Raw genomic sequence first — 12613 nt, 5'->3', positions numbered from 1 at the left:
CTGTTTCGATGTAAAGAGATTTGGCGTGTTCGGTCAGTTTCATGATAGATTTTAGAGACATAAGATAGGCTGCACACTGAAATTATATTTTGACTATTATAGGATCAATCATTCTGTGGCGTTCTCTAATAGAGGCATTGGTGGAGGATGAGCGCGTTGGTAGTTCTAGGGAACTAGGAAGGATTACAGGAATTTCATTCAACACGCTGGTGAACTGGAACGAGGGCAAAGCCGATCCCAGATTGCAAAAGTTAGTTCAGTTTGCCTATGCGATCGGTTGGTCTATGACAGAGTTGATGCAATATGCGGAAGGGGATGAAGATCCCTATGAGGCGATCGCTCGTAAAAAAAGAGCAGGACAGCAGAAGTATCGGAAATCGTCTTAACAAGAAGAAAAAAATATCCATTTATTCAATATTTCAATGTCACGCTAACTGCCGAAGAAATTTAGAAGCGCGACTTATTTTTACAGCGTATTAAATACGTTATTGAAGGGTTTTGGCAAGCGGTCTCGACTTTCCTGGCGCGATCGCCTGCTAACACAATTCCTTCTGACGGCGGGATTTGTGCGATGTAGAGCTTCATTAACCGATGAACGATCGGGCTCTTGTATCTTGTAGTGCCTCGCCGACGCTACTCCAGTAATCAAGGAATTGTTCCAAGCGAGATATCAAGAATCGCAAATTTCTGCCAATCTTCCGAATCAAAGTGCCACCATTCTGTTGTAATACCAATAAATCCGTGTTTTTTCATCGCATCCTTAAGCACTTGACGATTTTTCCGAGATTGGGCGCTGCCGCCTTGATAATCTCCGTGAGCTTTTTCGGTAAAATCATCGTAAGGTGTAGGCATTTCTAATTCTTTGCCAGTGCGATCGACTAAAGTTAAATCCACAGCCGCACCGCGATTGTGCCGCGAACCCCTAGCAGGATTAGCAACATAGTTCGGATCTGGTAAAACTGCCCACATTTGCTCAGTCACAGAAAAAGGCCTGTAGCAATCGTAAACTTTCAAACCCAATCCAATTTTTTCTAAATCTGTTTGCACTAGGGCTAATTTTTGAGCGACAGAACTTCTCAAAGCGCATTTGGCTTGAGAGTAAAGCTTTCGTTTCAAGAAATTGTTCGCAGTGGCGTAGCGGATATCGAGGCGAATGTTGGGATTTACTTTGCGGATGTCAACAAGGCGCGCCCAACTGGGAAGTTGACTCATGAAAATGCTTTCAGGTGTTACTGGGGTTGCTTCTGATTGGGGAGATTGCACTTCTGGCGGCTCCTGGGCGCGGACAAATGCGGGATGGTGCAGGCCGTGAAGCGAAGCTATCCCGTAGGGAATCGCACATAGCAACACTAGCATAAATGCGATCGGGTATTTTCCAAAACGATTAAATTTCATAGCTGTTCTGATTGTGAGTTTGAGAGAGTAGATTGAGGTCGTTTTTCTGTGGTACAATCAATATTATGATGTCACCGTGACTGCAGGGAAAACTATGAAAACTGCAATTTCACTTCCAGATTTAGTTTTTGAAGAAGCCGAGGCTTTGGCCGATCAGTTAGGATTATCACGCAGCGAGCTTTATACAAAAGCCTTGCAAGCGTATTTGCGGCGATACAACCGATCTCGAATTTTGAGCAAACTAAATCAAGTCTATTCTGAAGAGTCTTCTGAACTAGATCCAGTCTTGGCAAAGATGCAATTTATGTCCTTACCCCATGAGGATTGGTAATGTATCGCGGAGAAATTTGGTGGGCTAATTTACCAGATCCAGTTGCTTCAGAACCTGGATATCGTCGTCCAGTTTTAATTGTTCAGGATGATACTTTTACTCAGAGTCGTATTAGCACTGTAATCGTCGTCATCATTACTTCTAATCTGCGGTTAGCGGAAGCACCAGGTAATGTCTTGTTACCGAGTAAAGCCACAGGTTTACCCAAGGATTCTGTGGCTAATATTTCTCAGCTTTTTACTGTGGACAAAACGTTTTTAATTGAGTGCATTTGCACAATACCACAGGATTTACAGGAAGACATAGATGAAGGATTACGCTCGATCTTGTATCTTTACTAGGAAATTCAAAATATTTTTAAATTCCCAAGCGCTGATACACTAAATCTAAGTGCCTCAATTGGTACTGCGGATCGAAACAATCATCAATTTCTTTGGTCGTCATGCGAGCAGTAACGCTCACATCTTTGGCAATTAAATTGTAGAAATTGCCTTCCGGTTGGTTCCAAGCTTGGTGAGCGCAAGATTGCACAACTTTGTATGCTTCTTCGCGGTTCATGCCTTTTTCTACTAAGGCTAGCATCACGCGCTGGCTGAAGATTACTCCGCCGTACAGGTTCATGTTTCGTTTCATGTTTTCGGGATAGACTAGCAGGTTTTTTACTAAGTCTGTGGTTTCGACTAACATGAAGTGAGTGACAGTGGAACTGTCGGGCAAAATCATCCGTTCTACGGAACTGTGAGAGATGTCTCTTTCGTGCCACAGCGCTACGTTTTCTAAGGCTGCGACGGCGTTGGCGCGGACGATTCTTGCCATTCCTGTGAGTCTTTCCGATCGAATCGGGTTCCGTTTGTGGGGCATGGCGGATGAGCCTTTTTGCCCTTTGGAAAAGAACTCTTCGACTTCGAGCACGTCGGTGCGTTGGAGGTTGCGGATTTCTACTGCGAAACGCTCGATCGATGCTGCTAACAGTGCTAAGGTTTGGACGTATTCGGCGTGTCGATCGCGCGAAATGACTTGAGTGGATGCACAATCGGGTTCGAGTCCGAGGTTTTGGCAGGCAATGGCTTCAATTCGCGGATCGATATTAGCATAGGTTCCGACTGCGCCGGAGATTTTGCCGACTGCAATGGACGATCGCAAATTCACCAATCGGGCGCGGTTGCGAAACACTTCGGCCAGCCATCCTGCTAGTTTAAAGCCAAAGGTGATGGGTTCGGCGTGAATTCCGTGCGATCGACCAACCATCACAGTATTGCGATGCTGTTGAGCCTGATAGCGAATAGCTTGACTCAAATCTTCGACACGTTGTAACAAAATATCGACACTAGCTACTAATTGCAGCGCCAAAGCAGTATCGAGCACATCGGAACTGGTTAAACCGAGGTGAATGTAGCGGCCGGCATCGCCTACATATTCATTGACATTTGTCAAGAAAGCGATCATGTCGTGACGGACTTCGGCTTCAATTTCGAGGACTCGTTTGGGGTCAAAATTAGCCTTAGCTTTGATTTCTTCGACTGCGGCGGCGGGGATGTAGCCGAGTTCGGCTTGAGCTTCGCAGACAGCGATTTCTACTTGCAGCCAGCTTTTGAGTTTGGCGGTTTCAGTCCAGATGTTGCCCATTTCGGGCAGAGTGTAGCGGTCAATCACGGTTGGGAATTGGGGAATGCGATCTCACCATTGTACATCTGTGTGGGATGCGAGAGTCAGAAACCTGGTTTCTCAAATAAACTTGGTTTGTGTAGTTTGGGCGATCGGCTACAATATCCTAAACCTGATTAGCTGGCATCACTCATGCCTAAAAAGATTCGAGAATTGAAAAGCCTATTGCTAAAAGCAGGCTTTACCTACAGACAGGGAAAAGGCAGTCACACTGTATGGGAACACCCTTTATTACCTGAAAAAATTACACTATCAGGTAATGATGGTGATGATGCGCCAAATTATCACGAAAAAAGAGTAATTTCTGATTTACAGAAGCTGAAGGAGATAGAAGAATGAATAGCCATTATAGTCTCATCATCCAGTGGTCAAAAGAAGATCAACTTTTTGTTGTCAGCTTACCTGAGTTTACCGATGTAATGCAGCCTTGCACTCACGGACACACTTACGAGGAAGCGGCCAAACACGGACAAGAATTGTTAGAAACATTGATTGAACTCTATCAAGAAGATGGCAAACCTCTACCAGAACCTCAGACTTTGGGAGAACGACTACAAATTGCTTAAACTTGTTATACAATCTCTGCTACCATTCACCATAAACACCAACTAAAAACCCTATGACTTCTCAAGCCTCCAACCCAAATGTCCAAGACCTGCAAAGACAGGTGATTGCGCTGTTACACGAAGTTAGCACTCTGATGGGTCGCGCTAGCAATGAACTTAAGTCTGAGGATAGCTCAGAAAACAAGTACCAGATATATCAACAGGAAATTGAAAAGGAGATTGGTACAGTCACACACCTAAAACTCAGAATGGCCATTGCCGCACCGATGAATGCTGGCAAATCCAAAATTATTAATGCCATTATTGGTCAAGAACTCCTGCCAAGTTCTGCTACAGCGATGACCACACTGCCAACAGAGATTGTATTGAAAGAAAATGCAGCAGAGCCGATTCTAAAATTGAGTCCTAGAATTTGTGAAGCATTTAAGAAAGCATTGGATGCTATCAGGCAGGAAATTCAGCAGCAAGGGATGGAAGAAGTTCTTAAGCATACTGGTGAATATCCGCATTTAGCAAGTTTACTCCAAGAAATCCACAGTGATACAGATTTTGGAATTTCAGAAGAAATCTCTGGCAGTAAGAATATCAACAAGATCCTGACAGAGTTGAATCATATTATCCGTCTTTGCAACATTCTGGCAGTATCCCAAGATCAAGATCCTCTCCAGTTGCTCAATGACAATGACATTCCATCTATCGAAACTCCTTTTTTCAGAACACAGCAAAATCAACAACTAGAGAAGCTAGGTAATCTTGTAATTGTTGATACGCCTGGGCCAAGTGAAGCCGGAGTCAGCGAAAAACTAGAAATTGTAGTTTCCAAGCAACTTAAGCGTAGCCAACTTGTGCTACTTGTTCTTAATTTTACTGAATTGAGGGCTGAAGCAGCCGAAAAGATTAAAGCAGAAGTTCACAAAGTTATCAGAACAAGCAGTCAAGAAAATTTATATGTTTTAGTTAATAAAATCGATGAGCGTCGTCGAGGTGACATAGATACCGAAATGGTAAAACAATTTGTTGCTAATAACCTCGAACTGGTCAACACAGACCGCGTATTTGAAGTTTCTGCTAGGCAAGCATTCTGCGCTAAGGATTTTCTCCGTCAATCATCTCTCAGTAGTCAAGATATTAAAGAGCCTGAAGTTGCCCAAGCATTAGCTAGAGAAGTATGGACTGTTGATTGGGAGGATGAACTGAAGGATGCAACTGTAGAGAAATTACAAAAGAAAGCGGTAAAGCTTTGGGAAGTATCAAACTTTGAATCTTTTCTGGAAAAAGCAATTAATGTAATTTTGCGACAAGTTGCCCCCCGCTGCATGGAGTTTGCATTGAATCGTTGTCTTATTCATCTAGATGATTTATGTAACAATGCAAAAAATGACCTGGCTTACATTAACAGTAATGCTGAAAAGCTCCAGCAAGCAATTGAGGATCTTAACCAAGAGCTTTCTAGTCTAGCTGCTTGCCGTCAGAATCTAGATAAAGAGGTTGCCCAAACAAAAAAGCAAATAAAGGAAACCGTAAACGCCAACCTAGAAAACCTCAAAAAAGACGTAAAAAACGAACTTGACACACTCTTGAAAAATTATGTTTTAGATTCTGCTATAAAAGTATTTTCCAATTTGCGGGACAACATATCCAACTTCTTTAATAGAGATAAGGATGAATTTGAATTTGATAGTAAGCAAGAGGCCAAGCTATTCGCTGAGCAAATAGCAGCTTCGGCGAAGCAAATTATTGAACGTCAATTGTATGTCGCTTGTAAAGAGACGGATAAACAGACTGAAGGCAGGATTCAAGAATTATCCAAGTTACTAGATAATGAAACTAAGCCTATTATTGAACGCGCTCAAGATCGGTTAAAAAGAGATTTTGATGTTATTTTTAAACCAGATATATTCAAGCTAGTTGATATTGACATAGAAGTGAATACCCCTGATCTTGAATTCAGAGGGCATGGATTATCTGATTTACTCACAGCATTGTTAGAAGGAGCATTTGATGGTTTGTTGGTGCAGTTTGCTGCTCGTTTAGTGGCAATGGTAGCTAACAGTCCAATACTGAGCGCAATTTATGGTGGAGTTAGCACCTTTTTTGGTTGGTGCGGTGTGAACTTAGACAAACATCTATATAAAGAAATATATAGAGTTAACCTAATCCTTTTCAAGGCTGAAATAGTTAAATTCTTTGACAATAAAGTCGAAGAAATTCAAGAACAATCTAACCGATTGATTGAGCAATCATTGGAGCAACAAATTAAAAGGTACTTTGACGCTCTAGACTCTCTTCTAGGTGATTATAGGAAGGATTTGGAGCAATCACTAAAAGCTCAAGCTTTACCTTTAGAAACACTGAAAGAATTAAAGCAAGCGCTTGAATCATTTTCAGTAGGTAATGATAAATTACAGGTGGATCAGTTGAAAGATCAGGCTAATGAACTTCTGAGTCAGACAAAATCATTAATAGCAAGCTGAGATGCGCTTACGTTTTTTACTAATTTAAGATTTCTGGAACAGGAACTTATTAACTAAACTAGCTTTGTTCAAAGCCATATCAGTCAAATATGAAATTAGTGCAAAACCGATACACTCTGCTAAACGAGGCGGCACGGCATTTCCAATTTGCCACATTGCCTTTTTCATCGAACCTTCAAAAATAAATGAATCCGGGAAAGTTTGCAATCTAGCCATTTCGCGAGCTGAAATAACGCGATTGAGATAAGGATGAATATGAGTGCCACCATGATTTTCTTTAACAGTCATACTGGGTTTTCCCGGATACTGTCGCTTGAAAGCATCGGCGTAGCTTTCATACAAAGAACCGCCTGGTGGAACTTTAGCCAGTCTTTCCATGTACTCAACAGAATGACGAGTCCATTCGTGGTTAATTTCTGGGATGGGAGTATACTCTGGTAAATCATCAATTGCTAACTCGATTGCTTTGTATTGTTCGGGCAACAATTGCGACTTCGGATAGGGGTTTTGCATCCCGAATCTATTGGCAATAAAAATAGCTCGCGGGCGGATTTGTGGGATTCCATAGGTTGCTGATTCCAGAATAGCAACGGACATATGGGGATAGCCAATTTCCTGAAAAGCTTCGCAAATGGCTTGTTTAACAGCTCCTTTTTGCATAGTCAATATTCCGGGTACATTTTCCATGACAACATACCAAGGACCTATTTCCGAGACTACGCGGACAAACTCTCTAAATAAGCGATTTCGAGGGTCGTTGGGGTCGCGTTTCCCGGCTACTGAGAAGCCTTGACACGGCGGCCCGCCTGCAACAACATGAACTTCTGGCGAACCAATTTCAGCGAGCAACTGTTGGGAATTTAAGTTTTTGATATCGTCGCAAAAGTGATGACAATCAGGAAAATTTTTGATATGAGTTGCAGAAGCAATGGGATTAACTTCAACACTTGCCACTGGTTGAAAACCTGCTTGCAATAAACCTTGTGTCATTCCGCCAGCACCGCAGAAAAGATCGACAAATCTATAGTCTGAGGCTGGCATTGAGTGAGATTCAACATCAATAAAAATCTTGTAAGGATCGGAGTCATCTGCTTCTAGTTCGCGTTGGATGCGTTCGTAACGCCCTAATTTTGCTTGCTTCGGCTTTTTTGCAGGAATTGTCTCTTCCTTATTTGAGAATAAAGACAGTTGTATTGCTTCCATTTTACATTTGTTTACGGCATCATATCTATTGTACTGTAAGGAACGAGATGAACCATGAAAAACTATCACATAAATATTTTTTACAGCAGCGAAGATGAGGGTTATATTGCCGATATTCCTGACTTAAAATACTGCTCGGCTTTTGGCGAAACGCCAGAAGCGGCTTTGCATGAAGTACAGATTGCTAAAGCAGCATGGCTAGAATCTGCAAAAACTGAGGGAAAAACCATTCCTGAACCTAAATATCGACCTGCAATCTATCAAGTTATGACTTGAAAAACGATCGCAAATAATATCACTCTATGCGATCGATTGTACGATACCGAACAGCATCACCCACATAGTTAGCAGTCAGTACGGTGTTCACACGGCACACCTTGCTACAAATTTTCATATTTCGTTTGTTTCGGATATTGCGTTTATGGTGCGAAAAGTGTTATCATAAAGACAACTAAGTATGCGCCGGAAGACTTACAGACGGGTAGCCAGAAACCGGGTTTTTACGAAAATACATCGTTACAGCCCGCAGATTTCCGAAAAAACCCGGTTTCTAAGCGTCGGGGTGCGTCCAAGACTAAATAAATCAGACAAAAACACATTAAAAGAGAGACTTGCTATGTTGAAGCAAAAAGAGTCGCCAGAGTCAGTTTTGATTCCAGATCAAGAAAAAGAAGCAATAGCGCAATTAGAGCAGATTCTCAGCCTCGAATCTTCACAACTAAGATTAGTGGCAAGTAACGGAGAAGAAATTGCCATTCCCGAATCAGTTTACAGTTTACTCGGTCAAGTTGTCCAAGCAATGACATCAGGTCAAGCTATTTCTATAGTGCGTCACAATCGCGAACTGACAACACAGGAAGCTGCTAATATTCTGAATGTTTCGCGACCATTTTTAGTCAAATTACTGGAAAAAGGAGAAATTCCTTATATCAAGGTTGGTTCGCATCGGCGCATACTTTTCCAAGACTTAATAATTTATAAAGAACAGCGAAAAGTGAAGCGTCGCCAACTATTGGATCAGTTAATTGAGATGACTGAGGAAGCTGGCTTGTACGAGGAATAAGACTAACTTAATCTCTAATATGACTAAACTTTGTGTTGTACTTGATGCTTGTGTCCTGTTCCCGATGTATTTGCGCGATACTCTGCTTTCCACTGCTGATGAAGGTTTGTATTTACCATATTGGTCTCAGAAAATTTTAGATGAGGCAATAGGAAACCTAATTGGTGGAGGAAAGCTTTCGCAGGAGAAAGCAAAAAATCTTGAAAATCAAATCAAATTAGCTTTTCCTGAAGCGATGGTTAAAGTGCCTGTCGGGCTAGAGGAAGCAATGACAAATGACCCTAAAGACCGTCATGTTCTTGCCGCAGCCGTAACGGCTAAGGCTGATGTCATCGTTACCAATAATCTCAAGGATTTCAGAGAAAACGATCTAGCTCCTTGGAACATTAAAGCACAGTCACCAGATGATTTTCTGAGCGAGCTATTTGACGAATACCCGGACTCAATACTTGAGTTATTACAGCAACAGTCTCAAAAATACAAAAATCCCCCAAAGACTTTTGCTGAATTAATAATCTTTTTGAGTGAAAAAGCAGGCACACCAAAATTTTCCAGTAATGTTCTGTTATACGAACAGAACTTACGCAGGGACTCTATTAATACAGTAGATTCTAAATGATTACTAGATTAAGTCGTATTTTCTACTGCATCCGATCGATCGTGCGATACTGCACCGCCTCCCCCACATGATTGGTTTTCAGGCTTTCATCCCCGGACAAATCAGCAATAGTTCTAGCAACCTTCAAAATTCGATCGCTAGCCCGCGCCGAAAGCCCCAATTTCCGAATCGCCATCTCCAATAAATTCCGAGAAGCATCATCCAACTGACACCAAGTGTTAATATGGCTGCTTTGCATCTGCGCGTTACACCGCAAGCCAGCTTCCGACTGAAAACGGCGAGTCGCCATCTCTCGCGCCCGCTGAACCCTCACCCGCACCGGTTCCGACTCCTCCCCCGTCGGCTGTCGCGTAATCTCCTCCGGTTTCAAACGATTAACCGCCACTTGCAAATCAATCCGATCCATCAAAGGCCCCGAAAGTTTTGCCCAATATTGCTCCCGCTTTTGCGGCGAACAAGTACACTGTTGGATCGAGTCGCCGTAATAACCGCAAGCGCAGGGATTCGTACTCGCAACTAATGTAAATTGTGCCGGAAACATCACGGATTGTCTAGTCCGAGAAATCGTCACATAACCATCTTCCAGCGGTTGACGCAAAAACTCCAAAACATCTCTTTTGAACTCTGTTAATTCATCCAGGAAAAGTACGCCGCGATGTGCTAACGAAATTTCACCCGGACGCGGAAAACTGCCCCCGCCAACCAGAGAAGGCCCCGATGCTGAATGGTGAGGACTGCGAAAAGGTCGATCGCTCACCAGCATACCCTTATCCTTCAAGAACCCAGCCACCGAATGAATTTGAGTCACATCCAAAGCTTCATCAAAAGTCAGCGGTGGCAAAATCCCCGGCAAACGTCTCGCCAGCATAGTCTTACCGCTCCCTGGCGGCCCCACAAAAATCAAATTGTGTCCCCCCGCCGCCGCAATTTCCAAAGCCCGCCGCGCGTGAATTTGCCCCTTTACATCCTTTAAATCTAGACCCGGAATCCGCTTTTTTGCTAACTCTTCTCGACCGTTTACTTGTAACGGCGAATAAACTTGAGGATTGTTTAAAAAATCAGTAACTGCAAAAATATTTTCAAAACCGTAAACAGATATTCCCTGCACCAAAGCGGCTTCTTCCGCATTACCAGCCGGTACAATTAACCCAGAAACACCCATTTTGGCAGCAGCAGCGGCGATCGGCAACACCCCAGTTACAGCCCGCAAACTTCCATCTAAGGACAGTTCGCCCAAAAACAAATAATCTCCCAAAAGTTCAGCGCTGACTTGTTCCGACGCTGCCAAAATGCCAATGGCGATCGGCAAATCAAAGCTCGGCCCTTCCTTCCGCAAATCCGCCGGAGTTAAATTTATCACAATACTCCGCATCGGAAAAGCATAACCCGAATTTTTTAGCGTAGCCTTAACCCTTTCTTTAGCTTCTTGCACCGCCGAATCGGGCAACCCCACCACCACAATTTTCGGCAGCCCCCCCGACACATCAGCCTCCACGCCCACCTTTACCGCGTCAATGCCTACGATCGATGCACTCCAAACCCTAGCAAGCATTTTTCTCGATCCCTAATTTGCCTGTCTTTGATTCATCATATATTATGATTAACAATGACTAATGAATATCGGAAGAAGCAAGAAAAACTTTTCCTTGCCTCTTCCTTTTCTCTTTTTGCTCCTCTGCTGCTGAGTCTTCCCCCTTCCCTCTTCCCTCTTCGCCTTCCGCCTTCCGCCTTCCACCTTCTGCCTTCCGCCTTCACCCTTCCGCCTTCACCCTGCCACCTTCCCTCTTGGGCCTTGCCACTTCTTCCGTCTTCCGTCTTCCTGATGACTGATGACTAATGACTAATGACTGATGACTAATGACTTCCTTCCTTAACACCCATGACAACTCAAGAAACGCTTTTCAGCAAAATCATCCGCAAAGAGATTCCAGCAGACATCGTTTATGAGGACGACTTGGCCCTCGCCTTCAGAGATATCAATCCCCAAGCGCCAGTCCACATCCTCGTCATTCCCAAAAAACCTATTCCCAAATTAGCCGATGCCGAATCGGGAGACCAGGATTTGATGGGACACCTGCTGCTGACTGTCAAGCGGGTAGCAGAACAAGAGGGCCTGTCCAACGGCTATCGCGTCGCGATCAATACTGGTAATGACGGCGGCCAAACTGTAGACCACCTCCACCTTCACATTCTCGGCGGACGGCAGATGAACTGGCCCCCCGGCTAAAGGTTAATTTTGCAGGCTCCATTTACGAACTCATCTTCACAAACCCGGTTGATTGCGATTAGCGCCTCAGAAACCGGGTTTTTTGGTCAACAAATTTTTGCCGCATATCTTTGATGCGAGTCGGTCAACCGCAGATGTCAGGCCGATCGACACAGATGCGGGGCAGATAATTTTAAGATGGTTTTGGCATGAATGCAACCAGTCTATTGAGAATGTAGTTCGATCGCAACTTCCCCCTCGACTTGGCCGCCAGTGAAGTCACCCCGGTAGCAACGATTGCTCCTTCAATCAACAGCTAAAATTAGCTTTTTGTTTGAGAAAATATAACTTAAGAGACTTATGTCTCATCTTATTTCCGCTGCAACGCTCGCCATCAAAATGCTTCGCAGTGAGGACTTTACTCCTGGTAATGGATGCGGACTGAAGTCCTCACTACAAACAGTTAATTTACCGGACGTGATATCTTAATTAAGAATTATTATATTTGGCGATCGTCAAAGTGGCAATATTTAATTGGCTTAAATTTGAAAAACTCGCGCTTGGGAAATCTCAAGTATTAGCTTGGGCGATCGCATTTTTCAGCGGCATTTTGATGGCATTGACAACAGCACCATTCAATGCTTGGCCGTTAGCCTGGATTGCATTAGTTCCGCTGTGGGTTATGGTTGTCAGTTATGAACGACCAATAATCACAGAAAAAAAACAAAAAGTTCTTCCTTCTTCCTTCTTCCGACTTCCCTCGGACTTCTTCCTTCTTCCTTCTCTCTGGGGAATTGGCTATCACGGATTAGCCCTATCTTGGATTATGGGAATACACCCCATGACTTGGTTGGGAGTTCCTTGGTGGCCCAGTTTGGCGATCGCACTTTTTTGCTGGACATTCATCACCCTTTGGGGAGCCGCATTAGTCACCGTTTGGGCGTGGCTATGTGTAATTCTCAACTCCCTCACTTTCCCCGGCAAAAATCCTATTCTTATTCTCAATTCCCCCCCTTGTAAAGGGGGGGCTGGGGGGGGGGGAAACTCAATTCTTAGCATTAACCCGCGTTTTAATTGGCGCAGCTTTGTGG

14 protein-coding genes and 1 pseudogene are annotated in these 12613 nt (G+C 43.6%); 11 read left to right on the top strand and 4 right to left on the bottom strand.

The window, feature by feature from the left end; genetic code table 11:
- The first annotated feature begins 89 nt into the window (after positions 1 to 89).
- On the top strand, positions 90 to 386 hold the full coding sequence (locus tag IQ263_RS26290; protein WP_194071022.1) for a transcriptional regulator: 297 nt from the start codon (positions 90 to 92) through the stop codon (positions 384 to 386).
- Between the two features lie 259 nt (positions 387 to 645).
- Here IQ263_RS26290 and IQ263_RS26285 read toward each other — a convergent pair whose 3' ends face one another.
- Complete coding sequence (locus IQ263_RS26285) at positions 646 to 1395, bottom strand: M15 family metallopeptidase (RefSeq protein ID WP_228050378.1); 750 nt, start codon at positions 1393 to 1395, stop codon at positions 646 to 648.
- Positions 1396 to 1489: 94 nt separating this feature from the next.
- Here IQ263_RS26285 and IQ263_RS26280 point away from each other — a divergent pair, with 94 nt between their 5' ends.
- Both IQ263_RS26280 and IQ263_RS26275 read left to right on the top strand, forming a co-directional pair.
- Complete coding sequence (locus IQ263_RS26280) at positions 1490 to 1726, top strand: hypothetical protein (protein ID WP_194071021.1); 237 nt, start codon at positions 1490 to 1492, stop codon at positions 1724 to 1726.
- Complete coding sequence (locus IQ263_RS26275; RefSeq protein ID WP_194071020.1) at positions 1726 to 2067, top strand: type II toxin-antitoxin system PemK/MazF family toxin; 342 nt, start codon at positions 1726 to 1728, stop codon at positions 2065 to 2067. The genes IQ263_RS26280 and IQ263_RS26275 overlap by 1 nt, the downstream gene beginning before the upstream one ends.
- 16 nt (positions 2068 to 2083) lie before the next feature.
- Here the strand turns inward: IQ263_RS26275 and purB are convergent, their stop codons facing one another.
- On the bottom strand, positions 2084 to 3379 hold the full coding sequence (gene purB, locus IQ263_RS26270; RefSeq protein WP_194071019.1) for an adenylosuccinate lyase: 1296 nt from the start codon (positions 3377 to 3379) through the stop codon (positions 2084 to 2086).
- Positions 3380 to 3523: 144 nt separating this feature from the next.
- Between purB and IQ263_RS26265 the strand changes: the two genes are divergently transcribed.
- Genes IQ263_RS26265 through IQ263_RS26255 form a run of 3 tightly spaced genes read left to right on the top strand, consistent with a single transcriptional unit; the run spans position 3524 to position 6431 of the window.
- Positions 3524 to 3730: a type II toxin-antitoxin system HicA family toxin gene (locus IQ263_RS26265; RefSeq protein WP_106148795.1), complete on the top strand. Its 207-nt coding sequence runs from the start codon at positions 3524 to 3526 to the stop codon at positions 3728 to 3730.
- Positions 3727 to 3957 carry a type II toxin-antitoxin system HicB family antitoxin gene (locus IQ263_RS26260; protein ID WP_194071018.1) on the top strand — a complete coding sequence of 77 codons (231 nt, stop codon included), beginning with the start codon at positions 3727 to 3729 and terminating at the stop codon, positions 3955 to 3957. Before IQ263_RS26265 ends, IQ263_RS26260 begins: the two co-directional genes overlap by 4 nt.
- A 53-nt stretch (positions 3958 to 4010) precedes the next feature.
- Positions 4011 to 6431 (top strand): dynamin family protein, encoded by a 2421-nt coding sequence (locus tag IQ263_RS26255; protein WP_194071017.1) that lies wholly within the window; start codon positions 4011 to 4013, stop codon positions 6429 to 6431.
- Between the two features lie 24 nt (positions 6432 to 6455).
- On the opposite strand, the gene IQ263_RS26250 is transcribed toward IQ263_RS26255, so the two are convergent.
- A complete protein-coding gene (locus IQ263_RS26250) occupies positions 6456 to 7634 on the bottom strand; it encodes a DNA cytosine methyltransferase (protein ID WP_194071016.1) in 1179 nt (392 codons plus the stop codon).
- Between the two features lie 54 nt (positions 7635 to 7688).
- Between IQ263_RS26250 and IQ263_RS26245 the strand changes: the two genes are divergently transcribed.
- From IQ263_RS26245 to IQ263_RS26235, 3 genes are all read left to right on the top strand, one after another.
- A complete protein-coding gene (locus tag IQ263_RS26245; RefSeq protein WP_194071015.1) occupies positions 7689 to 7910 on the top strand; it encodes a type II toxin-antitoxin system HicB family antitoxin in 222 nt (73 codons plus the stop codon).
- A gap of 340 nt (positions 7911 to 8250) precedes the next feature.
- On the top strand, positions 8251 to 8697 hold the full coding sequence (locus IQ263_RS26240) for a helix-turn-helix domain-containing protein (protein ID WP_194071014.1): 447 nt from the start codon (positions 8251 to 8253) through the stop codon (positions 8695 to 8697).
- 19 nt (positions 8698 to 8716) lie between these two features.
- Positions 8717 to 9316 (top strand): PIN domain-containing protein, encoded by a 600-nt coding sequence (locus tag IQ263_RS26235; RefSeq protein WP_194071013.1) that lies wholly within the window; start codon positions 8717 to 8719, stop codon positions 9314 to 9316.
- A gap of 22 nt (positions 9317 to 9338) precedes the next feature.
- On the opposite strand, the gene IQ263_RS26230 is transcribed toward IQ263_RS26235, so the two are convergent.
- Positions 9339 to 10868, bottom strand: a complete 1530-nt coding sequence (locus tag IQ263_RS26230; RefSeq protein ID WP_194071012.1) for a YifB family Mg chelatase-like AAA ATPase — start codon at positions 10866 to 10868, stop codon at positions 9339 to 9341.
- Between the two features lie 327 nt (positions 10869 to 11195).
- Between IQ263_RS26230 and IQ263_RS26225 the strand changes: the two genes are divergently transcribed.
- Together IQ263_RS26225 and IQ263_RS26220 are read left to right on the top strand one after the other, a co-directional pair.
- Positions 11196 to 11543, top strand: coding sequence for a histidine triad nucleotide-binding protein (locus IQ263_RS26225; protein ID WP_194071011.1), 348 nt, complete (start codon positions 11196 to 11198; stop codon positions 11541 to 11543).
- A 499-nt stretch (positions 11544 to 12042) separates the two neighbouring features.
- Positions 12043 to 12613 (top strand): annotated as a pseudogene (locus tag IQ263_RS26220) (apolipoprotein N-acyltransferase); the annotation flags it as partial.

Source organism: Tychonema sp. LEGE 06208 (assembly GCF_015207505.1).
GTDB lineage: Bacteria > Cyanobacteriota > Cyanobacteriia > Cyanobacteriales > Microcoleaceae > Microcoleus.
This window is presented reverse-complemented; position numbering and strand designations above follow the sequence as displayed.